The 26,494-nt window shown below is 43.9% G+C and carries 26 protein-coding genes; 11 read left to right on the plus strand and 15 right to left on the minus strand.

Going from position 1 to position 26,494, the window contains the following annotated elements:
• Nucleotides 1-74 precede the first annotated feature (74 nt).
• A complete protein-coding gene (locus ACE5CV_RS09215) occupies nucleotides 75-653 on the minus strand; it encodes a C40 family peptidase (RefSeq protein ID WP_374949874.1) in 579 nt (192 codons plus the stop codon).
• A 578-nt stretch (nucleotides 654-1,231) separates the two neighbouring features.
• Between ACE5CV_RS09215 and pdhA the strand changes: the two genes are divergently transcribed.
• The 7 genes from pdhA to ACE5CV_RS09250 all read left to right on the plus strand — a co-directional run bounded on the left by pdhA (nucleotide 1,232) and on the right by ACE5CV_RS09250 (nucleotide 8,442).
• Entirely contained in the window at nucleotides 1,232-2,227 is a 996-nt protein-coding gene (pdhA, locus tag ACE5CV_RS09220) for a pyruvate dehydrogenase (acetyl-transferring) E1 component subunit alpha (protein WP_374949875.1), read from the plus strand.
• A 46-nt stretch (nucleotides 2,228-2,273) separates the two neighbouring features.
• Nucleotides 2,274-4,016 carry a 2-oxo acid dehydrogenase subunit E2 gene (locus ACE5CV_RS09225; protein WP_374949876.1) on the plus strand — a complete coding sequence of 581 codons (1,743 nt, stop codon included), beginning with the start codon at nucleotides 2,274-2,276 and terminating at the stop codon, nucleotides 4,014-4,016.
• 127 nt (nucleotides 4,017-4,143) lie between these two features.
• Entirely contained in the window at nucleotides 4,144-4,863 is a 720-nt protein-coding gene (locus ACE5CV_RS09230; RefSeq protein ID WP_374949877.1) for a DUF3667 domain-containing protein, read from the plus strand.
• 51 nt (nucleotides 4,864-4,914) lie between these two features.
• Complete coding sequence (locus tag ACE5CV_RS09235; protein WP_374949878.1) at nucleotides 4,915-5,688, plus strand: zinc-dependent peptidase; 774 nt, start codon at nucleotides 4,915-4,917, stop codon at nucleotides 5,686-5,688.
• A 10-nt stretch (nucleotides 5,689-5,698) separates the two neighbouring features.
• Nucleotides 5,699-6,406 (plus strand): uracil-DNA glycosylase family protein, encoded by a 708-nt coding sequence (locus tag ACE5CV_RS09240; protein WP_374949879.1) that lies wholly within the window; start codon nucleotides 5,699-5,701, stop codon nucleotides 6,404-6,406.
• 160 nt (nucleotides 6,407-6,566) lie between these two features.
• Nucleotides 6,567-7,139 (plus strand): RNA polymerase sigma factor, encoded by a 573-nt coding sequence (locus ACE5CV_RS09245; protein ID WP_374949880.1) that lies wholly within the window; start codon nucleotides 6,567-6,569, stop codon nucleotides 7,137-7,139.
• Nucleotides 7,117-8,442: a TonB family protein gene (locus ACE5CV_RS09250; RefSeq protein WP_374949881.1), complete on the plus strand. Its 1,326-nt coding sequence runs from the start codon at nucleotides 7,117-7,119 to the stop codon at nucleotides 8,440-8,442. Before ACE5CV_RS09245 ends, ACE5CV_RS09250 begins: the two co-directional genes overlap by 23 nt.
• 29 nt (nucleotides 8,443-8,471) lie before the next feature.
• Here ACE5CV_RS09250 and ACE5CV_RS09255 read toward each other — a convergent pair whose 3' ends face one another.
• The 10 genes from ACE5CV_RS09255 to ACE5CV_RS09300 all read right to left on the minus strand — a co-directional run bounded on the left by ACE5CV_RS09255 (nucleotide 8,472) and on the right by ACE5CV_RS09300 (nucleotide 16,929).
• On the minus strand, nucleotides 8,472-9,197 hold the full coding sequence (locus ACE5CV_RS09255) for a DUF4197 domain-containing protein (RefSeq protein ID WP_374949882.1): 726 nt from the start codon (nucleotides 9,195-9,197) through the stop codon (nucleotides 8,472-8,474).
• Nucleotides 9,198-9,230: 33 nt separating this feature from the next.
• Nucleotides 9,231-10,259: an anion permease gene (locus ACE5CV_RS09260; protein WP_374949883.1), complete on the minus strand. Its 1,029-nt coding sequence runs from the start codon at nucleotides 10,257-10,259 to the stop codon at nucleotides 9,231-9,233.
• 14 nt (nucleotides 10,260-10,273) lie between these two features.
• The gene (locus tag ACE5CV_RS09265) at nucleotides 10,274-10,924 is read right to left on the minus strand and encodes a DUF47 domain-containing protein (protein WP_374949884.1); all 651 of its coding nucleotides are present in this window, start codon (nucleotides 10,922-10,924) and stop codon (nucleotides 10,274-10,276) included.
• Between the two features lie 48 nt (nucleotides 10,925-10,972).
• Complete coding sequence (locus ACE5CV_RS09270) at nucleotides 10,973-12,037, minus strand: sensor histidine kinase (RefSeq protein WP_374949885.1); 1,065 nt, start codon at nucleotides 12,035-12,037, stop codon at nucleotides 10,973-10,975.
• A 95-nt stretch (nucleotides 12,038-12,132) separates the two neighbouring features.
• On the minus strand, nucleotides 12,133-12,666 hold the full coding sequence (locus tag ACE5CV_RS09275; protein WP_374949886.1) for a YceI family protein: 534 nt from the start codon (nucleotides 12,664-12,666) through the stop codon (nucleotides 12,133-12,135).
• 51 nt (nucleotides 12,667-12,717) lie between these two features.
• Nucleotides 12,718-14,028 carry a carbohydrate porin gene (locus tag ACE5CV_RS09280; RefSeq protein WP_374949887.1) on the minus strand — a complete coding sequence of 437 codons (1,311 nt, stop codon included), beginning with the start codon at nucleotides 14,026-14,028 and terminating at the stop codon, nucleotides 12,718-12,720.
• 24 nt (nucleotides 14,029-14,052) lie between these two features.
• Nucleotides 14,053-14,709: an HD domain-containing protein gene (locus tag ACE5CV_RS09285; RefSeq protein WP_374949888.1), complete on the minus strand. Its 657-nt coding sequence runs from the start codon at nucleotides 14,707-14,709 to the stop codon at nucleotides 14,053-14,055.
• Between the two features lie 31 nt (nucleotides 14,710-14,740).
• Nucleotides 14,741-14,980: a helix-turn-helix domain-containing protein gene (locus ACE5CV_RS09290; protein ID WP_374949889.1), complete on the minus strand. Its 240-nt coding sequence runs from the start codon at nucleotides 14,978-14,980 to the stop codon at nucleotides 14,741-14,743.
• A gap of 279 nt (nucleotides 14,981-15,259) precedes the next feature.
• A complete protein-coding gene (locus ACE5CV_RS09295) occupies nucleotides 15,260-15,754 on the minus strand; it encodes a hypothetical protein (protein WP_374949890.1) in 495 nt (164 codons plus the stop codon).
• Entirely contained in the window at nucleotides 15,754-16,929 is a 1,176-nt protein-coding gene (locus ACE5CV_RS09300; protein ID WP_374949891.1) for a class I SAM-dependent RNA methyltransferase, read from the minus strand. The genes ACE5CV_RS09295 and ACE5CV_RS09300 overlap by 1 nt, the downstream gene beginning before the upstream one ends.
• 80 nt (nucleotides 16,930-17,009) lie before the next feature.
• Between ACE5CV_RS09300 and ACE5CV_RS09305 the strand changes: the two genes are divergently transcribed.
• Nucleotides 17,010-17,372, plus strand: a complete 363-nt coding sequence (locus ACE5CV_RS09305; protein WP_374949892.1) for a DUF3127 domain-containing protein — start codon at nucleotides 17,010-17,012, stop codon at nucleotides 17,370-17,372.
• Nucleotides 17,373-17,485: 113 nt separating this feature from the next.
• Here the strand turns inward: ACE5CV_RS09305 and ACE5CV_RS09310 are convergent, their stop codons facing one another.
• Nucleotides 17,486-18,439: a T9SS type A sorting domain-containing protein gene (locus ACE5CV_RS09310; protein WP_374949893.1), complete on the minus strand. Its 954-nt coding sequence runs from the start codon at nucleotides 18,437-18,439 to the stop codon at nucleotides 17,486-17,488.
• A gap of 137 nt (nucleotides 18,440-18,576) precedes the next feature.
• Between ACE5CV_RS09310 and ACE5CV_RS09315 the strand changes: the two genes are divergently transcribed.
• The 3 genes from ACE5CV_RS09315 (at nucleotide 18,577) to ACE5CV_RS09325 (ending at nucleotide 22,888) form a co-directional block, all read left to right on the plus strand.
• Nucleotides 18,577-20,391, plus strand: a complete 1,815-nt coding sequence (locus ACE5CV_RS09315; RefSeq protein WP_374949894.1) for a sensor histidine kinase — start codon at nucleotides 18,577-18,579, stop codon at nucleotides 20,389-20,391.
• A gap of 90 nt (nucleotides 20,392-20,481) precedes the next feature.
• Nucleotides 20,482-21,174: a response regulator transcription factor gene (locus ACE5CV_RS09320; protein ID WP_374949895.1), complete on the plus strand. Its 693-nt coding sequence runs from the start codon at nucleotides 20,482-20,484 to the stop codon at nucleotides 21,172-21,174.
• 139 nt (nucleotides 21,175-21,313) lie between these two features.
• A complete protein-coding gene (locus ACE5CV_RS09325) occupies nucleotides 21,314-22,888 on the plus strand; it encodes a M20/M25/M40 family metallo-hydrolase (RefSeq protein ID WP_374949896.1) in 1,575 nt (524 codons plus the stop codon).
• A 154-nt stretch (nucleotides 22,889-23,042) separates the two neighbouring features.
• Here ACE5CV_RS09325 and ACE5CV_RS09330 read toward each other — a convergent pair whose 3' ends face one another.
• The 3 genes from ACE5CV_RS09330 to dxs all read right to left on the minus strand — a co-directional run bounded on the left by ACE5CV_RS09330 (nucleotide 23,043) and on the right by dxs (nucleotide 26,482).
• On the minus strand, nucleotides 23,043-23,849 hold the full coding sequence (locus ACE5CV_RS09330) for a sterol desaturase family protein (protein ID WP_374949897.1): 807 nt from the start codon (nucleotides 23,847-23,849) through the stop codon (nucleotides 23,043-23,045).
• Nucleotides 23,850-23,922: 73 nt separating this feature from the next.
• Entirely contained in the window at nucleotides 23,923-24,513 is a 591-nt protein-coding gene (locus ACE5CV_RS09335) for a Crp/Fnr family transcriptional regulator (RefSeq protein ID WP_374949898.1), read from the minus strand.
• 40 nt (nucleotides 24,514-24,553) lie between these two features.
• Entirely contained in the window at nucleotides 24,554-26,482 is a 1,929-nt protein-coding gene (gene dxs, locus ACE5CV_RS09340) for a 1-deoxy-D-xylulose-5-phosphate synthase (protein WP_374949899.1), read from the minus strand.
• Nucleotides 26,483-26,494 lie beyond the last annotated feature (12 nt).

Genomic DNA, 26,494 nt, shown 5'->3' on the forward strand with positions numbered 1-26,494 from the left:
GTGAACGTTGAATCATAGGCATAAAAAAACCTCTCATGAACATGAGAGGCTTAATTAATTTATCAGGTTTATAGTTAGTTAGCGTCTTGGTCGGCAGTATTATTTGATGCCGAAAGTTCGTTTTTAAATGACTCCAGCATGCGGCCGCCTTTGTAAAAGAAACGGCTGTAATAAGCGTCATCAAGGCTTGATATAGCAACACCTTTAGATGATGCATGTGCAAACCTGTTATTGCCCAGATAAATACCAACGTGTGATATGCTGCGGCTGTGTATTTTAAAGAAAACCAGGTCGCCTTCTTTCAGGTCGTCTTTACCAACAGGGCTAACCATGCTGAAGATATCGCGTGAACTACGGCGGATAGTGGTGTTGAATACTTCGCTGTAAAGTTGCTTAGTGAATGCTGAACAATCAATTCCTTTTCTTGAACTGCCACCAAAACGGTAAGGAGTACCTATCCAATCGTAAACAAAATGAAAAAGTTTCATGTTAGATGTAGCCGACATAGCGACACCCATTATCTGTGATAAGTAATCTTTAGCTAAGCTCTCTTGTTCTGAGTTATCAGCAACCTGAGTTGGAATAGTTTTTGTTTGTGCCTGAGCTGCTAATACGCTCAGGAATAATGCAATAGCAAGAGTAATTTTCTTCATTTAATCTCTTTAATTGTTGTAATCAGGACAACAAATGTATATTAAATTGGACGTTGTGTCTATTGTTGAATACAAATCTATATATTATTTCTAATCCACCAAATTAAACATGAATTTTTTTTCATGTTCGTTGCGATTAATTTTATTAACCGTTGTTAATTAAACTATCGAATAACTAAATCTTCATCGTAAAAATTTCTGAAACTGCATATAAATTTTCGCAGGGCGATGCTTGGACAACTAGTTAGCATGGATTACTAGTCTATGTGATTACGAAAGGTAGTAGAATCCATGTTTTAATAAGTGGATGCAAGTAGAGGATTTTTAACATCATAATTCAGAGTCAGCATTGCGGTTAAATTAGATAGATTATTGCGGGTAAATAACATTTTCAGCAATTTAAAATGCCTGTGGGATTACTGCTCCAAATGAAATTCGGACTTTGAAAAAATGTAGGCATTGTGCCTAAAAAGCGCTATTTTCAGCCCGGAATAATCTTTACAACAAATTCGTTGCAGTTTCGGTTATTTGCAGGATATAATTAGATTTGCACTTTCTCTTAGAATTGTTTTTAATAAATGAGTTCAATCGAAATAACTAAAGACACCTACCTGATGTGGTATGAGTCTATGCTTTTAATGCGGAAGTTTGAAGAAAAAACCGGCCAGTTATATGGCCAGCAAAAGATCCGCGGATTTTGTCACCTTTATATAGGTCAGGAAGCTGTTTTAGCTGGTGCTATGTCTGTAATAAGGCATGAAGACAGCCTGATAACAGCATACCGTGATCATGCCCATGCTTTAGCTAAAGGGACAAGCCCTAACGCCGTAATGGCCGAGATGTATGGCAAGGCTACCGGTTGCTCAAAAGGCAAAGGCGGTTCTATGCACATGTTTGATAAGGAAAACCATTTTTATGGTGGCCATGGTATTGTAGGCGGCCAGGTACCTATGGGTGCGGGTATAGCCTTTGCCGAACAATATAAAGGTACAGACAATGTTAACATTGCCTACATGGGTGATGGTGCCGTACGTCAGGGTGCTTTAACAGAAACCTTTAACATGGCCGCTTTGTGGAAACTGCCGGTAATCTTTGTTTGTGAGAACAATGGTTATGCAATGGGTACATCTGTATCGCGTACTACCATCCAGCCGGATATTTACAAATTAGGTTTACCTTATGGTATCCCTTCATCACCGGTTGATGGGATGGATCCTGTTGCGGTACATAACGCTATGGACGAAGCCGTTTCACGCGCACGCCGCGGCGAAGGCCCAACCTTTTTAGAAATGCGTACTTACCGTTACAAAGGCCACTCGATGAGCGACCCGCAAAAGTATCGTACCAAAGAGGAACTGGAAAGCTACAAAGCTAAAGACCCGATAGAAGTGGTTAAAGGTGCTATTCAGAAAAATGGTTACGCTGACGACAAATGGTTTGAAGAGATAGATGCGAAGATAAAAGCGCAGGTTGAGGAATCGGTTAAGTTTGCCGAGGAGTCGCCGTGGCCCGAAGCATCTGAACTGTACACTGATGTTTACATACAGGAAGATTATCCTTACATCCGCGACTAATATTCTTATATTTTATAAATATTAACAAAATTCATCACATTTATATATGGCTGAAGTAGTTAAAATGCCTAAGATGAGCGATACCATGACCGAAGGGGTATTGGCTAAATGGCATAAAAAAGTTGGCGACAAGGTTAAATCGGGCGATGTACTGGCCGAGATAGAAACCGATAAAGCCACTATGGATTTTGAATCGTACCAGGACGGCACCGTGCTTTATATTGGTGTTGAAGAAGGCAACGCCGTACCTATTGATGCTGTAATTGCTGTTCTAGGTAAAGAGGGCGAAGACTACAAAGCACTGTTAGATGGCGGCGGCGATGCTGCACCTGCAAAAACAGAAGACAAGCCTGCCGAAGCCGCAAAACCTGCTGAAGAACCAAAACCCGCTGCTGATGCTAAACCGGCTGCACCTGTTGCCGAAAAATCTGCAACGGCCAAACCTAAGGTTGATACATCAAACATCCCGGCGACAGTTATCCGTATGCCGTTACTAAGCGATACCATGACAGAAGGCACCATTGAAAAATGGAACTTTAAGGTAGGCGATAAAGTTAAGGCAGATGACTCACTGGCCGACGTAGCAACCGATAAAGCTACTATGGAAGTTGTGGGTTATGAAGAAGGTACACTACTATACATTGGTGTAAAAGAAGGCGAAGCTGCACAGGTTAACGGTATCATTGCCATTGTTGGTAAAGAGGGTACCGATATACAACCGTTGCTGGATAATGCTGACGGCACCGGCGGTGAAGCTACTGAAGCTGCTGCATCAGAAGGCGCCGGCGAGGCTACACCTGCTGCATCGAATGACCAGGCACCTGCTGCTGCACAGTCATCGGGATCAACTGCAGACGATAGCCGCGTAAAAGCATCGCCTTTGGCACGTAAGATTGCTAAAGACAAAGGCATAAACCTGAATGATGTTAAAGGCAGCGCAGAAGGCGGCCGCATCATCAAAAAAGATATTGAGAATTTAACAGCATCGGCACAGCCTGCTACTGCAAGTGCACCTGCTGCGCCGGCACAAGAGGCTGCCGCTAAACCGGCCGAGGCTGCTGCTCCGGCTGCAAAAGCACCTGTTGTATTGCCAACCTATACCGGCGAAGAGAAATTTACCGAGCGTAACGTTACGCAAATGCGTAAGGCTATCAGCCGCAGGTTATCTGAAAGCTTATTTACCGCACCACACTTCTACGTTACCATGTCGATAGATATGGACCAGGCAATTGCTGCCCGTAATAAAATGAACGATGTGGCACCGGTTAAAATATCTTTTAATGATTTTGTAGTTAAGGCTGTAGCCGTTTCATTGAAACAGCACCCTGCCATTAACTCATCGTTCCTGGGTGATAAGATCCGTACCAACGAGCATGTACACATCGGTGTAGCCGTAGCGGTAGACGAAGGTTTGCTGGTACCGGTAATTAAATTTGCCGATGGTAAATCGTTAAGCCATATCTCGCAGGAAGTAAAAGAGTTTGCCGGTAAAGCGAAAGGTAAAAAACTGCAGCCTGCCGAAATGGAAGGTTCAACCTTTACTATATCGAATTTAGGTATGTTTGGTGTTGACGAGTTTACCGCTATCATTAATACACCCAACGCTTGTATCCTTGCCGTTAGCGGTATAGCACAGGTGCCCGTGGTTAAAAATGGCGCTGTAGTACCGGGCAACGTGATGAAGGTAACCCTAAGTGCCGACCACCGCGTGGTTGATGGTGCAATGGCTGCCGCATTCCTGCAAACATTAAAATCATTACTGGAAGAACCGGTTAGAATGATGATATAGTCTTTGCGACTTTAACAAAGGACAAAGATAAAAGACGAGAGCGATGGTTTTATACCATCGCTCTTTTTTGTTTTGGAGCGTTTAATTCAATCTACTATATTAGGTGAACCTTAATAATTTAAACAAAATGCCTGATTGTAGAAATTGTAACGCAGTGGTAGCCGGTAAATATTGCCATGATTGCGGGCAACCATCAATACTCAAACGGATTGACGGCCATTACATAAGGCATGAAATTGAACACATTTTGCATTTCGAGCGGGGTATTTTTTACACCGTAAAGGGGCTTTTTTTAAAGCCAGGGCAAACCGTCAGATATTTTATGACTGAGGACAGGAGCCGGCTGGTAAAGCCAGTTATCTTCCTCATTATCACTTCTCTTATTTATTCGGTAATAAACCACTTCTTTCATATCGAGGAAGGGTACGTAAATTATCAGGAAACTAAAAAGTCGGTCAACGGCTACATTTTTGAGTGGGTAGAATCACATTATGGTTATTCAAATATTATAATGGGTGTTTTTATCGCAATGTGGCTAAAGCTGTTTTTCAAAAAATACCAGTACAACTTTTTCGAAATACTCATTTTGCTGTGCTTTGTAATGGGCATGGCCATGCTCATTTTTACAGTTTTTGCACTTGTACAGGGTATATCACATTTTAAATTGTTAGAAATTGGCGGCTATGCAGGCGTTTTATATTGTTCATGGGCAATCGGACAGTTCTTTTCTCAAAAGCAGATCGGTAGTTATGTTAAAGCGCTGGCTGCGTATTTGCTGGGTATGGCCACATTTACCTTGCTGATCCTTGCTATTGGTTCGGTAGCTGACCTGATTCTAAAACACTGATCGTTAACACGCCTGCAAAACACAAATACGGCGTTAATGTTATCCTTATCTATGTTGATATTCGTTTTCGTTGCTATCGCTATCATATCCTTCTTCATATTCAACAAAAAAAATAAACCTGTTGCGCAATGGGACATGCCTTTATTAAAGCAGTTGCTAAGCCAGCATGTCGAGTTTTACAATAACCTCAGCAATGCTGATAAATTGATGTTTGAACAACGCATCCAAACCTTTTTAAGCGACGTTCGCATTGAAGGGGTAGGGCTGGAGGTCGATGATACCGACCGTGTGATGGTTGCCTCCAGTGCCGTGATCCCCATCTTCGGGTTTAAGGAGTGGACCTACCGCAATGTTACCAACGTGCTCTTGTACCCGGACACTTTCGATAAAGAGTTTCAATATGAAGGCAATGCAGGTGAAGACCGTAATATTATGGGGATGGTAGGCAGCGGTTATATGAACGGGCAGATGATCTTGTCGCGAAGTGCACTTACTAAAGGGTTTTCTAAAAACGGCGGAAAGGAGAATACCGGCATCCATGAATTTGTGCACCTGCTTGATAAAACCGATGGCGCCACCGATGGTGTGCCCGACAATTTTTTGCCGCATGAGTACACCAAACCCTGGCTAAGTATGATGCACCAGGAGATTAGACGAATAGCGGACGGGCACTCGGACATTAACCCTTACGCCACCACTAACGAGGCGGAATTTTTTGCAGTGGCTGCTGAATATTTTTTTGAGAAGCCGGATCAGTTTAAAACCAAACATCCTCAGCTTTACGATATGCTGAGCAAAATCTTTAGTCAAAACCCGGCGCAATAAATTCACCTACATGACATTCGCCGATAAGGTAATAGCATTTAATAAACAGCTGGAATATACCGGTCCGCCTCTGCCGGCCAATATCCGTATCATGAACCCGTTTAAGGAAGCGGATCAGGCATTAACTATTTCGGAACAATTTTATCGTAAATATTACAGCGATGATAACCAACGCCATTTAATACTGGGCATTAATCCGGGCCGGTTTGGCGGCGGTTTAACGGGCATCCCTTTTACAGATCCTAAACGCTTAATAGCCGATTGCCACATACCTTACACAGGTAAACTAACGCATGAAACATCATCAGCATTTATATATGAAATGATCAATGCATATGGCGGCCCGCATGTATTTTACCGCGACCTGTACATCAACTCCCTGTTCCCATTGGGGTTCACAACCCGGGATGAAAAAGGGCGTGAAAAAAATTATAACTACTACGATAGTAAAGAGCTAAGTAACGCCGTTACCCCTGCTATTATAGAAAACATTAAAAAGCAAATAGCGATCGGTTGCTATACCAATACCTGCTTTTGTTTTGGTACAGGGCAAAATGAAAAGTTCATTAAAAAGCTCAATGATGAGCATGGCTTTTTTAATAGGATAGTTGCGCTGGAGCACCCACGGTTTATTATGCAATATAAAAGCAAAAGCAAACAAGCCTATATAGATAAATACCTGGAGGCGTTTAGCGAGGCAATTACCGGCACGGGTTAAAGGACAATTACTCAAACGTTACGTAACGCCTGTTAAACTGGTTAAATGCCTCGTTAGTGATCCTGATACCGGTTTGTGCGGATAGAGGTGGCTAATTAAAGGGTGTTGCAGAAACATTTCTATAAACGGCTTAAAAGACATATTTGCGGGTATAGACATAATGAAATTCTTTTTCCGATCAGCTAAACCCGAAGATGATGCAGATGATGTGCTGGTGGCCAGCTACAGCAACACGGGCAATATAGCGGTACTCGGTAAGCTTTATGAGCGCTATATGCCATTAGTTTACGGGGTATGTTTAAAATATCTGGCTGATGAGGAGAAGGCGAAAGATGCGGTTATGGGCATATTTGAAGAATTAGTGACCAAGGTTAAGCAACATGATGTTAAACAGTTTAGGCCGTGGCTATATGTTGTAGCCCGAAATTATTGCCTGATGCAGCTGCGTGCCGCTAAAAAGCTGGATGTAGTAGCTTTAGACGATTTTATGGAATTTGCACCTGTTTTGCATCCCGATACCGATGACAGGGAGCTAAGCCTGAAAGCCTTAGAACTATGCATGTCCAAACTAAGTATGGCGCAAAAGCAAAGTATAGATCTGTTTTATCTGCAGGAAAAATGTTATAAAGAAATTGTCGGGCTTACAGGCTTCAGTTTAAATGAAGTGAAAAGCTATATACAAAACGGAAAGCGCAACCTTAAAATTTGCCTTGAGAAAACCAGTGAACAATAAACGGACAGAAATATCGCAAATACAGAAGTACCTTAAAGGGGAGCTTGATACCGATGCCATGCACCGCCTTGAGCGCGAGGCGCAGCACGATCCATTATTGATGGATGCAATGGATGGGTATGAACAGGCCGGGCGTGATCAGCAAGATAGTCTTGATAACTTACAGGGCCGCTTGCAACAACGGGTAGCGGGTAAACAGGCGCGCGTTATGCCTATGTGGTACTGGGCTGCAGCGGCTTCCGTTTTACTGGTGGTTGGTATAGGTACCTACTTGTACCGCAATCATGTAGATTCACAGCCGGTTTTGACAGCTCAGGCCGATAAAACCATTGTAAAACCGGTCACCCCCACTGCGCCGTTTAAAGCCGCGAAAACTGATACAAATATTATTGCGCTTCAGCAGCCCAAGTTATCGCATCATGATCCCGGCAAATCCCCGCTGTTAGCTCGAAATAAAAAGGCCGTATTTGTTTCTCCCTTGAATGAATACGATATCCCAGGCGAACTACCTGTACGCTGGACGGTAGTGCAACCACAGGTAATAGCGGCGAGCCCGGCTAAATTAACGGCTAAAGCAGACAAGGCTGATACTGCCACAGATCTGAGTGACGTAATAATGGCCGGCCTTGCCTCAGAAAAAGTTGCGATAGATACCGGCAATAAGTACCAGGTAACGTTGAATAGCCGGGTTAAAGGCGTACAAACTAACCCTAACTATAACGCGCTCAAACAACCGGTTATAGTGCAGGGTGTGATCATCGGCAAAGATGACGGCTTGCCTATCCCGGGCGTTAATATCAGGGTTTTAGGTACCACAACTGGTACCGTTACCGATGTAAATGGTAAATTTGCACTCAGCGCGGCTAAAGACAAAACGGTTTCAGTTGCATCATTAGGCTACGAATCAAAACAGGTTAATTTTAAGGGGAAAGATTCTGTAAGGATTGCACTTAAACCGAGCAGCAGCGCATTAAACGAAGTAGTAGTTGCCAATAGCGGTAACCTAAACAGGGCTTTACCGCAACATAACGCCCGCCCGCAAACGGGTTGGAAAGATTATAAAAAGTACCTGGTTGCAAACAGCATTGTTACTGATGGCCAGGAAGGGACAGTAAAATTGCAATTTACAGTTAGCCAGTACGGGCAGATAAGTGACATCAGGATAATTAAAAGCCTCGACGCAGCATCGGATACGAAGGCAGTTGAACTGATTAAAAACGGGCCGGGCTGGCAGGGCAACACCAATAAAAAGCCCGAAGTTGTGAAGATCAAAGTCGAATTTAAAAAGCAACATAGCGATTAGTGAATACCATCGCTATGTTGATAAAGGGTTTACCTTTTGTTTTTATCGTAGAAGGAGAATACCTTTTGCAGTAACGGCGTAGTCCGCGCCGATAAATTCTGCCGAATGTTCAACTCTTCCTGCGCAATCTCCACAAATAATCCGTCAATTGCTTTTTGGGTTACATAATCGCTTATATCAGGGTTTACCTTACCAACAAGCGGTACCCGGTTGTAAGCAGCAGCTGCGTCGCTGTAGTATTTGGTTGCTCCAACCTTATTGAGGCTGGTTTGCACTACCGGTTTAAAGCTGGCCGCTAATTGCAAAGTAGTAGTACGTTTAAAATATTGTGTTGCCGCATCCTGATTGCCTAAAAGAATATTGGTAACATCCTGCAGGGTCATTTGCTTAATCGCATTCACAAATATAGGTTTCGCCTTGCCTGCAGCATCCTCGGCAGCACGGTTAAGGGACAATATCACGTTATCGGCAAGTTTACCCAAGCCAAGTGTGCGCAGGGTGCGTTCCACCTTCTGCGCTTCGGGCGGGAAAAGGATCTTAACGGCCGCATTGGAAAAGAAGCCGTTTACGGTTGATAGCTGATCTGAACTTTTGTTAGTGCCCAGCTCCAGCGCCTGTTTAAGGCCGTTGCCGATTTCGAGGCTTGACGGGTTGGTACTGTATTGATTAGCAGTTGTTCTGGCAACCTGGCTAAGCGTATCGCAACCGGAGAAAATAATTAAGATTAACGGAATAAAGAATAAGGTTTTTTTCATAACTCCTTCACAGCAAATTCGCTGCCAAGTTAGTTAAAAGTGACGCGCGAGCACGAACACAGCCCCCGCCAACAATGCCGAAATAGGAATTGTGATGATCCAGGCCCATACCAGGTTAATAGTAACGCCCCAGCGCACTGCTGATACCCGTTTTGTTAAACCAACACCAATGATAGAACCGGTTATAGTATGTGTAGTTGATACAGGGATACCAAAGTTTTCAGTAATAAATAACGTGATAGCACCGGCGCTCTCTGCAGCAACACCCTCAAGCGGTGTAACCTTTGTTATTTTGGTACCCATTGTTTTAACGATTTTCCAACCGCCAGACATGGTGCCTAATGCAATGGCGCTATAGCAACAAATAGGGATCCAGTTAGGCATTGGTGTGCCTGCTGTAATAACCTGTTGTGAAACCAATGCCACATAAATAATGCCCATTACCTTTTGCGCATCATTACCACCGTGGGCAAAGCTTAAAGCTGCTGAAGATACTAATTGCCCTAATTTAAACCATCTTTCTGCCTTGGCTGGTTTGGCCCTTTTGCATAAATGCAGAATAAGGATGGTAACCAAATAGGCTATGAACAATCCAATAAACGGAGCCAGGAAAATATATGCTACGGTTTTTAATACGACCGCTGTGTTTACTGCCGAAAACGCATTGGCGCCAAGAAATAACGCGTTGGTCATCCCTGCGCCGGCAAAACCTCCTATCAGCGTATGCGACGAGCTGGACGGAATGCCAAACCACCACGTAATCAGGTTCCATATGATGGCCGCTACCAGGCCGGCCAACACCACCTGGATGGTAATGAATTTCATGAGTACGGTTTTGGCCACTGTATTTGCTACCTCAAAATTGCCACCGTGGAAACCCCAGTAACGTACGGCAACGTACGCCAAAAAGTTAAAAAACGCGGCCCAAAGTACCGCCTGGAATGGTGTTAATACCTTTGTTGATACAATGGTAGCAATAGAGTTTGCTGCATCATGAAAACCGTTGATGAAATCAAAAATTATAGCAAGAGCAACAGTAGCAACAAGTAGCGTAGTAACCATTAATAGTAGTTGACTTAAGCGTTTTTAACTAAAATAGATTCCATTACGTTGGCAGCATCTTCGCACATATCGGTAGCTGTTTCAAGGGCAGCCAAAATCTCTTTGTATTTAATGAGGCGGATAGCATCAGTTTCATACAGAAACAGGTCGGCAACGGCACGGTCAAAAACGTAATCGGCCTGGTTTTCTACACTGTTTATACGGATGCATGAATCGGCAATGGCACGCACGTTACGCAGGTCTTTCAATTCTCTTACAGCCTTTTCCAAATCGGTACCTGCTTGTAAGATCAATTCAGATAATTTGCGGATATGTTCGTTAAAATCGTCAATTTTATACAGGTTCATGCGGTTTGCAGCGCCATGTATATAATCGGCAACATCATCAATGGCAGTAGCTAATGAGTGGATGTCTTCCCTGTCGAACGGAGTGATAAAATTTTTACCCAACTCCAGGTAGATCTGGTGGGTAAGCTCGTCGCCTTTATTTTCCAGCTTATCAATTTGTCTAAACAGTTCTTCGCGGGTTGCAGGGTTAACAGAATTAACGGCTTCTACCAAAATAGTAGCCATGCTTACTACGTTGCTTGCTGCCTGCTCAAATAAAGGGAAGAACGTTTTTTTGTCTTTAGGGACAAAATATTGAAAAATACTGTTAAGTGACATGCCTAAATTATTTAGCGGTAAAGGTACGTTCTCAATGTTAAGTTAGTGTTAACTTTTAAGTACCGGAATGTTTGGGAATGGTAAACTTTGCTTAGCTTTTTGCAGCGTAAAGCCAAAGGTCGAGCCTAATCCTTCGGTACTGCGCACGTTGATTGTTTGCTGATGGGCCTCAATAATATGCTTAACGATTGCTAAACCCAACCCCGAGCCGCCAATCTGACGCGAACGGCTGGTATCGGTACGGTAAAAACGCTCGAATAGCCTCGGCAGGTTCTTCTCCTCGATGCCTACGCCGTCGTCCGTCACTTCAACCAGTATCTGTTCATGCAGGGCAAAAATGCTAACGGCGGTACTGCCGCCTTCTTTGCCGTATTTAAAGGAATTATCTATCAGGTTTACCAGCACCTGGCGAATCTTTTCGCGGTCGGCGTTTACATACAGCCCCTCATCATATTTTTGCTTAAATACCTGGGTTATTTTATGCTGGGCCGCTTTAAGTTCAAGTGATTCAAAAACTTCCCGCACCAGGTCGTTGATCTTGAATTTGGTATAATTGATAGGGATCTCGCCTGATTCCAGTTTAGAGATCTCATCCAGGTCCTGGATAAGATAGCTCAGCCTGTCCACATTTTTAGATGCCTTGTTTAGAAACTGCATGGCCATTTCTTTGTCCTCCAGTTCATCATCCTGCAGGGCTTCGATATACCCCTGGATGGCAAAAAGTGGTGTTTTAAATTCATGCGAAATGTTGGATAAGAAATCCCTGCGAAATTTTTCCTGTTTTTTTAGGTCATCTACCTCTATCTTTTTGAGGCGTGCCCACTCTTTAACCTCCTGCTCTACATCGTTGATGGGATCAACGCTTACGTGTTCGCCAAGGGCATCACGCAGGTCGCGGCCCAGTTTAAGGTTATGAATGAGTTTATAGATCAGCTTTATTTTTGAATAAATGTACTTTTCTATCAGGTAGTAAAAAACGATATAACTGCTGATGAGCGTCACCAGGAAGGTGACCATCATATCATACCATTTATGCTGAAAGTAGTAGTTAACCGCCGATAAGCTAATGGCTACTGCAACGGAGTTAATAAAAACCAGTACACGCAAATTCATATCATAAAGTTAAGGTTTATAAATAATTAATGCCCGGCTTAGTGGGCATTAACAATTAAAATATGGTTATTAAATTGCTTAAAGCAAATAAAGCGTTATTGCGCTGCGTCGGCTTCTACAAAGATGGTTACCTCGTCGCCAAGGGTCATGCTGTTGCCGCCAACACCAAAATCGCGGCGGTTAATTTTGAAAGTTCCTTTAAACTGATCAACATTACCGGCTTTGGTGTAGGTAAAAGGTACATCAATCAATTTGGTTTTATCTTTTATAGTGATATTAAACTGGCCAGCATACTCATTTCCACTTTTCTTTTTAAACGATACTGACGACATGGTAATGCTCGGGTACTTTGCTACATCAAAGTAATCTTCGTTCTTAAGGTGTTTATCACGCATATTATTATCCGTGTTAATAGTGGTTACATCAGCAACGGCTGTAATTTTACTGGTGGCCAATTTAGCCGGATCGAATTGGATATCGGCTACCATCTTCTCGATAACGCCTCCGGTTTTTATCCCCAGGTTTTTGATCTCAAACCTGATAGTGCCCCTGCTAACGTTATTTTTGATTTGCGCAAAAGTAGCGGTTGCGGCCGTTAGCATTAAAAGTACGATGCAGAGCTTTTTCATATACCTGGTATGACAGTGGTTAGAATAAATGGTTTAAGTAATGGCTTGCGGTTAAAACTCAACGTGTGCCCGCAGCGAAAACACATTTACAGGCCCGCGGTCTTTATTGTAGGCCGGGTTAGCGATGAACTGATAATCGGGCGTTAGCCACAATTTTTTTTGATAAGCATTCACTTTGTAATAAAGTTCTGCTATCAGTTCATGCGCGTAATTGAGTCTGCCATCGCCGATAATAAAGCCGTAACCGCCTGCTGCCAAATAATCGCGGTGCGGGGCAGATATGCCGTTGCCAACAAAAGCTAAGCCTAATTCATCATCGGCACGTTTCCAATTGCCACCTTTTAAAACCGCGCCCAGGCTTAAAGACCGGTCTATCTCGGTAAACGCCCAGGTTTGGGTGCGCCCGTCGTTGTAACTTAATTTAGCAAACACACCGAAGTTTTTTGAAAGATACTGGTCGGCACTTATGCCAAAACCGTATTTGTGTTTACCATAGGTAAGATTATCATCTACATTTGGCTGCGAGGGGTTTGCGGCTATGGCTTGCCTGTAATTTCCCATCTTGCCGTTGTTGCTAAAACCCAATACACGCACCGTTCCGTTTTGGCCGTTTAGTTTGTAGCGCTTCTCATATTCCAGGGTAAGGGTGTTGGCATGGGCAAGGCGCTCGTCCCAGATGGCACCGTTTGCCGATGTTGTCGTCATAGTAAAGGCAAAGCGCAGTGCCCAATCCGGCTGACCTAACTCGGCCATTGCACCCATTACGTATCCCCTTGTATTAGCCGGGTAATCCCAGGCGGCATTATCCATCAAACTCCAGTTCATGAATTGCGATCGCGCATCATGGCTAAATTCATTGCCGTCAAAAAAATCGGCCATGCCAAATTTACCAACGGTAAAACGCAGGTAACGTTTACTGATGGTGCCTGCTAACTGGTTAGCATCGTCACTTAAGGTATCACGCTCATTACCCCATTCAAAATTCTGGGTAAAATAAAGGCGGGCTATGTATATTTTGGGTTCGGCCCCGCCTACCCTAAAGGTTTCGCCGTTAGGGAAACCCGCAATCCCGAGTGTTTTACTTAAGCCGGAACCACCAGACATCTCGGGGTTAAAGTACGCCGAAGCACCTTTCCATAAACGCGCTCCGCCAAAAAAAGTGGTGGTTAATGATGTTTGCGTCTCTTTGCCGGTAAGTAAACTGTTATCGCCGGTGTATGCCGCGCTGAATGCCGGCTTAAACTGCGTAATAACGGTTTGCTGGAAATGAAAATTAAACCGCTGCTGTTTTAAAGTGTCTTGTGCTGCGGCAGTTTTGGCAATGCCGGCCAACGCAATCATGGTAAGTAAAAATTTGTTCATTGTAGGGGGCTTTTTGGGTTGATATTATTGCACTTCCAGGTAAAATTGCGTTAAAAAGGCTTCCATAAAGGTGTGCCTTTGCTGCGCCATGGCTTTACCCGTAGGTGTGTTCATTTTATCTATAAGTAACAGTAATTTTTCGTAAAAGTGGTTGATGGTTGGAGCGGTTGTATTTTTGTACTGCTCCTTAGTCATAGTCAAATTAGGTGGGATGTTAGGGTTGTAGATCTCCCTGTCTTTAAAGCCGCCATAGGTAAACGCACGGGCTATGCCAATGGCGCCAATGGCATCAAGGCGGTCGGCATCCTGCACGACAGCCAATTCTGTTGAGTGGAAAGAAGCCTTGTCAAAGCTTGCTTTGAATGACATGTGCCTGATGATCTGTTGCACATGCACAACAATCACATCATCAATGTTAATGCTTTTTAAAAAGTTACCGGCGGTTGCCGGGCCTATTTCCTCATCGCCATTATGAAATTTACTATCGGCAATGTCATGCAACAGGGCTGCCAGTTCAACTACCAGCCGGTCGCATTCCTCAGCAGGTGCTATAAGTTTGGCATTGGTCCAAACGCGTTGAATGTGCCACCAATCGTGGCCACCTTCTGCATCTTTTAACGTTTGCTGCACAAAGGCTGCTGTTTTTTCAATTATATCTGCATCGCTTAATGTAGCCATCATGCTGCAAATATATCATACTGCTTAATATTAATTAAGCGGCTTCAGCACTTTCGGTATTTATCAATTCTACCAAATCAGTTTCTAATACTTCGGCTATCTGGAAAAGGCGTTCAACGGTTATTTTGGTGTAACCTAATTCAATTTTACTATATGCGTTTTGCGATATGCTAAGTTTAGCTGCAAGGTATTCCTGAGTATAATTTAATTCTTCACGTTTGCCGCGGATATTAGCTGCAACAGCCTTTATCCTCATGTTTAACAAATTCTTCATTAATGATTGAGGTTATAACTGATATATAAACGAGAATAAGAAATGAGCGGATTTAACATTTTTTATTTTTTCAGTTAAAAAATTTATCAACCATTATTGTCAGCAATATATAAGGAACGCAGGCGCGCGAATAAACGGCCAGAGCAACCGGTATATTGCCATTTGCACAACAACTATCGGAATGATTTAACGTAGTACCATAAGCGACGATTCATATTCACCGCTCCGAACCGAAAACTTATTCTCTAACAACAAAGCCGGCTGATGCCGGCTCTGTTGTTATTTGATATCGTATTGTACGGTCACCGTAGGCAACAGCGTTGCAGAATTGAGTGGGATTTGATCTTTGGAGACAATTGGCTTGCGGGTGCGGTAAAAGGCATAAGCTGCTTTTTGTACTTCGGCTACGCCGGTTGTTGGTTTATTAAAGCCGATGGAAAAGGGGATAATAAAATCGTGGAATTTCTCTTTATTGGGTATGATCCATTTTTTAGATGAATTTTTAAGTGCCTCTATAACCGGCAGTGTTAACAGGTAATCATCAGCGTAATAGATCACTATTTTTGAAATGTTGCCGTTAACATCTGCAGTGAATTTAAATACCGCCATACCCGCAGCTTTTTTGGAAATGATCTCCGGGCTAACCTTTAATGTATCTTTAAAAAAGCGCTCCATTACCGGGCTGCCACCTTGAAACGGGAAGGCAAGATCTTCCTGCGCACGGCAGTAAACAGCAGATGTAAGTAAAAGAGCAATTATGATCAGTTTTTTCATTATTCAGTTGGTTTAGGTTCGCGTTTGGTGCCCTCGTAAAGTTCATACTCAAACAAGCGGCAATCTAACTTACCATTATAAAATTCAATACGGCGGCTTGGGCGTAAACCTATTTTTTTAGCCAGGTCGGGGTTCCCTGTAAAAACGTAACCCCTATAGCCTAAGCATTGCTTTTTTAAGTAATCGCCAATGCGCGCGTAAGTTATTTCGAGTTTGGTGTGCACACCCAGTCGCTCACCATATTCTGGATTGAACATTACAATGCCCGGCTCAGCAGGTACTTCTGTGTCCGCAAAATCACAAACAGCAAAATCTATCAAATGTTCTACTCCTGCTGTGTTGGCATTTTTACGTGCAATATCAATGGCGTCGTCAGAAATATCGGTAGCGATAATCTTAAAGTTAACCGCCTTTTTTGCTTTATCCTTTAGTTTACGGCGCTCTACAAAAAACACCTGCTCATCATAACCCATAATGTGCATAAAGCCATAATTCATGCGGAACAAACCCGGATGCTTATCAGTAGCCAGTAGTGCAGCCTCTATAGCTAATGTGCCGGATCCACACATCGGGTTAATGAAGGTACTGTTACGGTCCCAGCCGGTAGCCATAATAGTTGATGTTGCCAGTGCCTCCAGCATTGGCGCCTTGCCCGGTATTTTGCGGTAGCTGTGTTTTGCTAGTGTTTCGCCGGATGTATCCAGGTAAATATCGGCCTTATCGTCCTGCCAGTAAAGGTTAATAACTGTTTTGTTGGAGTCGGCTCCCGAATTGGGGCGGATACCTTTTTGTGCCTTGATCCGGTCTACAACAGCATCTTTTACTTTAACATTAGCAAAAAGCGGTGTTAAGATATGCTCGTTATTAACGTTCGAGGTAACAGAAAAATAGCCCGAAAAGTCGATGAGGTTTTCCCACTCTATCTTCACCAATTCGTCGTAAAGTTCGTTAGGGTTTTCGGCAGTAAAGCTTTTAAGTAAATAGAGCACCTGGCTTGCGCAACGCAGGTTAAGGTTTAAGGCAATAGTATCGGTAACTGTACCCATTAACTCAACCCCTGTTTGGAAAACGCGTGTAGGCTTGTAGCCCAGCGCTTCAACTTCCTGCTGTAAATAAGGCGATAACCTTTTATTGCATGTAATAACGATCTTACTCTCGGTGTGGAAAACTTGCATAATATTTCTGCGAATTTATGAATTAAATACGCCCGTTTTAAATTGATACTATTAACTTTACATTTTAAATATTCTGATATATGGAAATTAAAGGTAAGGTATACGAAGTATCGGCAACACAACAGGTTACCGAGTCATTAAAGAAACGCGAATTAATCATTGAATATATAGAGAACCCGCAATACCCGGAGTATTTGAAGTTCGAAGCAATACAAGATCGCACCAACCTGATGGACAACGTTAAGGTGGGTGATGATGTTGAAGTTTTCTTTAACCTTAAGGGCCGTAAATGGACCGACAAAATGGGTAAAGTGGTTTACTTTAATACGCTGCAATTATGGAAAATTAACGTATTGGGTGGCGCCGGTTCATCTGCAGCACCTGAGTATGCAGCTCCTGCCGATATCAGCTCAGCACCTGACGACGACGATCTGCCGTTTTAATAAGCATTCAGTAGACGGTTAGCATTACAGAGCTGCCGTTAACTATAACAAAAGAGGCCTTCCGGATTTCCGGAAGGCCTCTTTTGTTATACAAACTGAAATTTGCAGATAACTTAATCTTCTTTAATTATCTGTTTGGTTATTGAATTGGTGCCTTGTTTAACAGTAAGCATATAAATACCGTTAAGTGGCAGGCTGATCTTTTTACTAAAACTGCCTGCAACCGCTTTGTCATTCAATATCACTTTTTGCTGGCTATCAGTAATTTTTACTGATGCGGTAGTTTTAGCAGGCAGGTTAAAATTTAATAACGTCTTACCTGTCGAAAATTCGGGGCTCAGGCTTAAGTCGTTCAGTGTTAACCCCTTTTTAGTCACTTCGCCATTTTCGGGCATGGCATCTGTGACCCTGAAACTAATGCGGGTGCTGATGCCGTTATTGTCGGTATTTACAAAATCGAAATTTTGCACGTTGCGCTCATTAAAACGCATCCGCATCGGGCGGTTATTTGGCCTCACGTTGCGTTCGATCCGTAGCCGCATAGGCTGTTCGTTATCCCTATTAAACTGACGTGGTGCCGATGGCCTTGCAGCAGGCTCATCAATGCGAACTTCGTCGCCCGGCATAATACGGCGCAGCCTTATCCTTGACTTGTTAGCCTCAAGTGCATCATTGTTAGAATAAAAATCAGTTTTATATGGGCTTGATGCCGGGTTTTCATTGCCGTTCATGCGGGGCTGGTTGCCCGGTGCCGGCTGGCCGTCGCGTAACAGGTTATCACCACGCAATTCTTTTCTGCGGCGCACAATTATATCGGCCTCACCATCCTTACCCATATGCCTGAAGGTGATGTTGCCCATTTGGTTAAGTTCCTGCATGGCATCGGCGCGCTCCTGTGTGCTTAGTTTTTTAATGTCTTTACCGTTGATGGTGGTATCGCCGTTGACGATCTTGATCTCAAAATCTTTTTGGTTTTGGGCCATAACGATAGGCGGCAGGCAAAGTATGGCGAACAGGCTCAACGAGAAGATGACCTCGAAGCCGGGTTTAGATGTTATTTTTTTCATTTTTAATGACGATTTAAGTTTATAACAACAAAATTAGAAAACGGTTAGCAATCAACCTGTTAAATATGACTGCGCAATTTGTTAAAAATTGTTAAATGCCGTTTGGATAAGCTTAATTAAAATATTTTTGTGATTGCATGAAAAAACGGAGCATCGGTATTTTAATTGGCTTAATGGGCATTGCACTTTTAGGTGTGGTGGTTATGCAGTTATACTTTTTGCGCCAGAGCTACCTGATGCAGTCAGATCTGTTTAGCAACACTGTTAATGAGGCCCTTAATACCGTAGTGTCAAAAGTAGCCAAGCAGGACGCCAACAATTTTTTAAATGCCAAGCTTAAAAAGATCACCCCTTATAATAGCAATGTAACTGAGCGTAAAACCCGCATTAGCATAAATGGCAGCATAGCCAGTTTTGACGATTCTATCCAATCAAAAAAATCACAGACCAAGCGCCAGCGTAAACTCGCCATTTTGCGTGATAGTTTAAGGCGGCTGATCCTCCACAAAAAACTGGACGATGAAGAAGCGGCCCTGGCCCGGAAAGGATCGCTTGATCTGCGCATCCGTGTAGAGGAAGTGATAGACGAGTTTGGCGTGGTACACGGGCGTTTTATCCCTGAAATTGTTAAGACCCCGCCGCCCGTTAAAAAACGGCTGACCAAGTATGATACCATCCGCGCTACCTACATCGATCCGCAATTTGGCAAACAGGTAATATCTGCCATAAATATTAATCCCGAGTGGCAGCGCCACCAGCTTAAGCTGCAAAAAGAGCGGCAGCTAAAGCAGATCAAAAAACTGTTAGAAGTAGATTCTTTGGAGAATGTACCACAGGATAAAAAGAAGTCGCTGGTATTAGAGAACCTGGCTATTGAGTATGGTAAAACTAACGAGCCGTTAAAGAACAGATTAAATAGTTTCTGGATAGATTCGCTGCTGCGTTTTGAGTTGCATAACCGCGGTATTTTTTTACCGTTTAGTTATGAGGTATCAACCGCTAACAGCGATTCGCTCATCTTTTCGAGCGCTATGGACGTAGAGGGGCGCAAACCGCAATTTATTGCTGCAAATACGTATCAAAAAGCCATCTTTAGCAACGAGCTGGTGAACGATCCGGGGATGATCAAGATCTCGTTCCCGCAAAAAAGTTCATTTATCTTAGGGAACATGACGGCTACTATAGGTACTACCGGCGGACTGCTGTTTATCCTGATATTTTGCTTTGGGTTTACCATCTTCTCTATCCTTAAGCAAAAGAAGATCTCTGAAATGAAGATAGATTTCATCAACAACATGACGCATGAGTTTAAAACCCCGGTATCAACCATCATGATAGCGAGCGAGGCTTTAAAAGATGAGGAGATTGCCGAAGATAAAACCCGCGTTGCCCGGTTAGCTAATGTTATTTACGAAGAGAATGTACGCCTGGGCAGCCATATCGAAAGAGTGCTCAATATTGCCCGGATAGAAAAGAACGACTTTAAGCTGGATAAAAAGCCGGTGGATGTGAATGAATCGATTACCCTTGTGCTGGATAGCATGGCGCTTAAGCTGCAAAAGGTGGATGCGGTTACCAACCTGCAGCTGGATGCCGAAAACGCTACGATCATTGGCGACGAGCTGCACTTTAGCAACGTACTTTATAACCTTATAGATAATGCCATCAAATACAGCAATAACCCGCCGGATATTAAGATCAGCACAATAAACAAAAATGGCCACGTTTGTATAAAAGTGACCGATAAAGGCATAGGCATGAACCGCGACCAGCAGGCAAAAATATTTGAACAGTTTTACCGCATACCAACCGGCAACCTGCACGATGTTAAAGGTTTTGGCTTAGGGTTAAGCTATGTGAACACTATTGTGAAAAGGCTTGATGGCACCATTAGCGTTAAGTCTGAAAAAGATAAAGGATCGGAGTTTGAGCTGAAATTCCCGGTTGCTTAGTATAGAGTCGGAAAGTAAGTGTGTTAAATATAGTTTTTAAACCTTTCGGACTTGCCGGCATACGGAATCCGGACTAAACAATCACCCGTCATGAAAAAAATACTACTTGTTGAAGATGACCCGAACCTGGGCCTGCTGTTACAGGACTATCTGCAGCTTAAAGGGAAATTCGACGTAGTGTTGTGTAAAGATGGCGAGGAGGGGCTGCGTTCCTTCACCAAACAGAATTACGATCTGCTGATACTTGACGTGATGATGCCCAAAAAGGATGGGTTTACCCTGGGTAAGGAGGTCAGGAAAATAAACCCGCAAGTGCCTATTATTTTTGCGACGGCCAAAGCGATGATAGAAGATAAAACGCAAGCCTTTAACCTGGGCGGTGACGATTACATTACCAAACCCTTCCGGATAGAAGAATTATTGCTGCGCATCAACGCCCTTTTAAAACGGACAGAAAAGCCCGGGAAACAAGGCGACGATAATCCCACGCAGTTTAAATTAGGTAGTTATACATTTGATTATACATCGCAAACCATAAGCCACGGTACTGGTATGCAAAAGCTATCTACCAAAGAGGCAGAACTTTTACGCCTGCTGTGCCTGAAAAAAAATGAGGTGCTTACCCGAGAGGAAGCACTGCTGAACATCTGGCATGACGACAATTACTTTAATGGCCGCAGTATGGATGTGTTTTTGAGCAAGATCCGCAAGTATTTAAAGGACGACCCATCTGTAGAGATCATTAATGTGCATGGCAGGGGTTACAAGCTATTGATCAATTAGATACCCATTTAAAGTAATTTACTAAAGTTTATTTTCACCTCCCAAAAAACAATAACCTGTAACAGCTTTGTTAAATCTGGCCGCACCGTATCCCCGATATTTTTAAATATGTTTGTTACAGATTAACTAACTGATTAATATGAAATTAAAACTACTTTACACCTGTTTAGCACTTACGGGTATAACAGCTTCAGCTTTAGCGCAGGAAACTGTTGACCAGGCCGCTGTTCAGAAAATTCGCGAAGAGGGGTTAAACCACTCTAAGGTAATGGAAACCGCCTTTTACTTAACCGATGTTGCCGGGCCGCGCCTGGCTGGTTCACCGGGCTTAAAACGTGCGCAGGACTGGGCCGTTAAAACCCTTGCATCATGGGGAATGGTAAATTCAAAACTGGAGCCTTGGGGTAAATTCGGTAAAGGCTGGGAAGTTCAAAAGAATTACGCCGCTATCACCGTTCCTTACTACCACGCCATTATTGCTATCCCTAAAGCCTGGACACCGGGTACCAACGGGCTGATCAAAGGAGATGTTGTGTTGGTAAAAGCTGATACCACTACCGACCTGGACCAATATAAAGGCAAGCTTGCAGGCAAGATAGTTATTATGGATACCCAGGCTAAGCTAACCCGCAGCAAAAACCCTGATCTATCCCGTTATACCGATGAGGAGCTGACAAAAATGTCGGCTGCTACTATGGCACCTGCCGGTGGCCCGCGGCGTGCGTTTGACCCTAACAGCCCGCAAATGGCAGCGCGCCGCAAAGCCCTGGCTATGCGTATTGCTCTTAACAAATTTTTGTTAGACGAAAAAGTTGGTTTAATACTGGCACAAGGCCGCGGTACCGATGGTACAACATTTACTACCAACGGCGCATCATATGCCGATACTGCAAAGACCGTTGCGCCGGAGTTAGAAACCAGCGGCGAGGATTATCTGCGTATTTTACGTTTGGTAAAAGCAGGCCAAAAGGTTTCTATGGAAGCCGATATCAAAACGGAATTTTTTGCTAATGACCTGCAAGGCTACAACGTTGTTGCCGAAATACCGGGTACTGATAAAAAGTTAAAAGAGCAGGTAATTATGATAGGCGGCCACTTAGATTCATGGCATGGTGCAACCGGCGCCACAGATAACGCTGCCGGCAGCGCCGTGATGATGGAGGCTATGCGCATCTTAAAAACCATCGGTTACAAACCAAAACGTACTATCCGTATTGCTTTATGGAGCAGTGAGGAGCAGGGCTTATTCGGCTCGCGCGGTTACGTGGCGGCACACTTTGGCGATCCGCGCACTATGCAGCTTAAACCGGAGCAGGCAAAATTAGATGCCTATTATAACCTTGACAATGGTACCGGTAAAATACGGGGTATCTACCTACAGGGCGATAGCGCAGCTGGTCCGATTTTTAAAGCTTGGTTAGCCCCATTTGCTGACCTGGGTGCTACAACCGTTACCGTTAGCAACACCGGTGGTACAGATCACCAGAGTTTTGACGCGGTAGGTTTACCGGGTTTCCAGTTTATTCAGGATGGCATGGATTACAATACCCGTACCCACCACAGCAACCAGGATACTTACGACCGCTTAAGCGAAGATGATCTGAAACAGGCGGCAACTATCGTGGCATCGTTTGTTTACCATACATCTGAGCGTAAGGATATGATCCCGCGTAAAGCATTGCCAACGCCGCCACCGGCAGCACCCGCAAGATAATTTAACCCCATAACCCGCTGAAGCGGACGGAATAAAAAGGCGATGAGCATAAGCTCATCGCCTTTTTTTGTAGCTGCCTGATTCCTTTATAACAGAGATTCAAAACGAGCAGTGATCTTTTGGCAAGGTGCAAAACCTTCAAAAAGATTAGGTTCTAAATTTCCTGTAATTCAGATTGCGCTTTTTTATGCTTAAGGGCAAGCATCCGGTTGGCCTGTATCCTGTCGTACTCGCGTACATAATCAGGGTGCTCCGTACCCATCAACCTATCCCAAATGCGGAAGTAAAGGCCGTAATTACCCTTAAATTTACTGTGGTGAACGTTATGATGAACCGATGTGTTGATTATTTCAAACAGCGGCGTGTTTCTAAGCCATAACGGTGCTACTTCGAAGCCTAAGTGGCCGTAAACGTTTATAACAAATCCTACCAGGATAAATAGTCCTATGGCAAGGGCGTTCATCGGCAGTAATATGGTCACTATCAGCAGTATCAGCCCTTCTGTAAAGGCCTCAAAAAAATGAAAGGAATACGAGCTCCAGGGTGAGGGATTGGTAGAACGATGGTGTAGCACGTGCGAATGCTTAAATAACCTGGGATGATGAAGCAAACGGTGCATCCAGTAAAAATAAGTATCGTGAATGATAAGGCTCAAAGGAAGGCTAAGCGCAATCCACCAAAGTGGCATTGTGGTGCCGTCTGGCGGTATCTGGGTTATTTGCCTGACAGGTGTAAGAAATATGATGCAAGCGATAACACCGAATATTACCGCGGTTTGCATAGAGTGGAAAATATCCCTGATAAAATCGGCCTTAGATGCGTTCTTTGACTGTATTTTAAGAGATACTGCCTTGCTACTGAATGATTTATAGAAAGTAAAAAATGCTGCACCCGCAATTATAAAATAACGTAATATGGTAACAGCGAGCACTGTAATAAAAAAATTCGCTACTGGATTCATATTTTGTTGATTAGTTTAACTAAACAAAAATATTACATCTGTGACGGTAAAAAATTAACAAAAGATAATTAAGCTATCTTACTGATCGTGCTGTGCGCCTGCGGATCCGGCTAAGTGATACCGGCGTAATACCCAGGAGCGTTGCAAGATGTTTATCGGGGACACGATTATATAAACCAGGGAGTTCGGCCATTAATTTTAAGTATCGTTCTTCTGCAGATAGTAGTATAAAGTCTTCTACACGTGCCATAGCCTCACCCAGCATATGCAGTAAAAGTGAGTGGCGCATTACAGATAGCGCGATGTTCTTGTCGATGATCTGCTCCGCTTTCCGGTAATCCATTTCCAGTAATGAAGTATTTTCAACAGCCTGGTAGGTAAACCGGTTGGGGCGCTGATATAAGATCTGATCAATTGAAGCAAAGATCTGGTTTTCCCATCTTACCATTAGGGTGAGGTCATCTCCATTGGGTTTAAGGTAGTATACACGTATCAGGCCCTGCTTTATAAAAGCCAGCTTAGGCGATTCGGATCCTGCTGCAATGTAAACTTCGCCGGCAGCCAACTGCCGTGTGCGAGTGATGCCCACCAGCGCAGCAATATCTGCAGGCTCCAGATGGGTAAATAACCGCATGTAAAAGTGGGCAGCTTCCTGGTCAGACATGTAAAATTATTATGAAACGATGATTTACCGCTGATATTTGTTATGAGGCAATTGTATGCTTATTGCACTTAATATCCAGGCTTTTTACAGTTGCGGCAATACCGGCGGCATCATAACCGCATTCGGCCCAAAGCTCAGGCTGTTCGCCGTGTTCAATGATCTGATCGGGGATACCCAGGCGGATAACGTTCGCATTGTATTTGTTATCGGCCATAAATTCTAATACCGCGGTACCGGCCCCACCTTCCAGGCAGCCATCTTCAACCGTAATTACACAGCCGAATTTCTGGAACACTTCGTGTAGCATTGCTTCGTCTAACGGTTTTACAAAACGCAGATCGTAATGTGCGGGGTAAAAACCTTCGTTATTTAGTTGGGCTGTAGCCTTAATTACTTCATTTCCAATGGTACCGATAGATAATATCGCCACTTCTTCACCATCGCAAATTTTGCGGCCTTTACCAACAGGTATAGCTTTTAACGGGCGGCGCCAGTCTACCATAACACCATTACCACGCGGGTAGCGTATCACAAACGGGCCCATATCGTCATGCTGGGCAGTGTACATCAGGTTGCGCAATTCTTCCTCGTTCATGGGCGCAGATACCGTCATGTTAGGGATGCAGCGCATGTAGGCTAAATCGTAAGCACCGTGGTGGGTTGGCCCGTCGCTGCCTGCAATGCCAGCACGGTCAAGGCAAAAAATCACATTAAGCTTTTGTATAGCAACGTCATGTATCACCTGGTCATAAGCACGCTGCATAAAGCTGGAGTAGATGTTACAAAAAGGGATAAGCCCTTGTGTAGCCATGCCGGCACTAAACGTTACGGCATGCTGCTCGGCAATACCAACGTCAAAGGCGCGGTTAGGCATGGCCTTCATCATCAGGTTTAAAGAGCAACCTGAAGGCATGGCGGGCGTTACACCCATAATTTTAGGGTTTGCCTCGGCCAGTTCGATAATGGTATGGCCAAAAACGTCCTGGTATTTGGGCGGCTGTGGTTTATCGTAAGTAACCTTTTTGATCTCGCCGGTGATCTTATCGAACAAGCCGGGCGCATGCCATTTGGTTTGGTCCTTTTCTGCCAGGGCATATCCTTTGCCTTTTGTGGTAACGCAATGTAAAATTTTTGGTCCCGGAATGTCACGCAGATCGCGCAGCAATTTTACCAGGTGTTTTACATCATGGCCGTCTACAGGGCCAAAATATCTGAATTTAAGCGCCTCGAAAAAGTTGCTGCGCTTAAGCAGGGTGCCTTTAATGCTCTTCTCCAGCTTTTGGGCTATTTTAAAAGCATCCGGGCCTATTGATGACAGCTTGGTAAGTACACCTGCAATATCATCCCTAAACCTGTTGTAGGGTTTAGAGGTGGTAATATCCGTTAAATATTCTTTAAGCGCACCAACGTTAGGGTCAATGGCCATATTGTTATCATTCAGTATAACCAGCAGGTTAGAGTTTTCTATACCGGCGTGGTTAAGTGCTTCAAAGGCCATCCCGGCCGTCATGCTGCCATCGCCTATAACGGCTACGTGCTGCCGGTCGGTTTCGCCCTTGTATTGCGAAGCTACAGCCATACCCAATGCTGCCGAAATAGAAGTGGATGAGTGGCCTACGCCAAAAGTATCGTAAATGCTTTCGCTCCGCTTAGGGAAGCCGCTAATGCCACCGTGCAGGCGGTTGGTATGAAAATCGTCCCGGCGGCCGGTAAGTATCTTATGCCCGTAAGCCTGGTGGCCAACATCCCATACCAATTGATCGTAAGGGGTGTTTAACACATATTGTAAAGCAACGGTAAGCTCAACAACGCCCAGGCTCGCTGCAAAGTGGCCCCCATTTACCGATACCACATCGATGATATACTGGCGCAGTTCTTTACATACCTGTTCCAGATCATCTTCTTTAACTTTCTTTAAATCAGAGGGATAATTGATGTTTTTTAATAGATCACCGGCGGGTACCTGCATTTACTTATCTGG

It is taken from the genome of Mucilaginibacter sp. (assembly GCF_964263795.1).
Taxonomy (GTDB): Bacteria; Bacteroidota; Bacteroidia; order Sphingobacteriales; family Sphingobacteriaceae; genus Mucilaginibacter.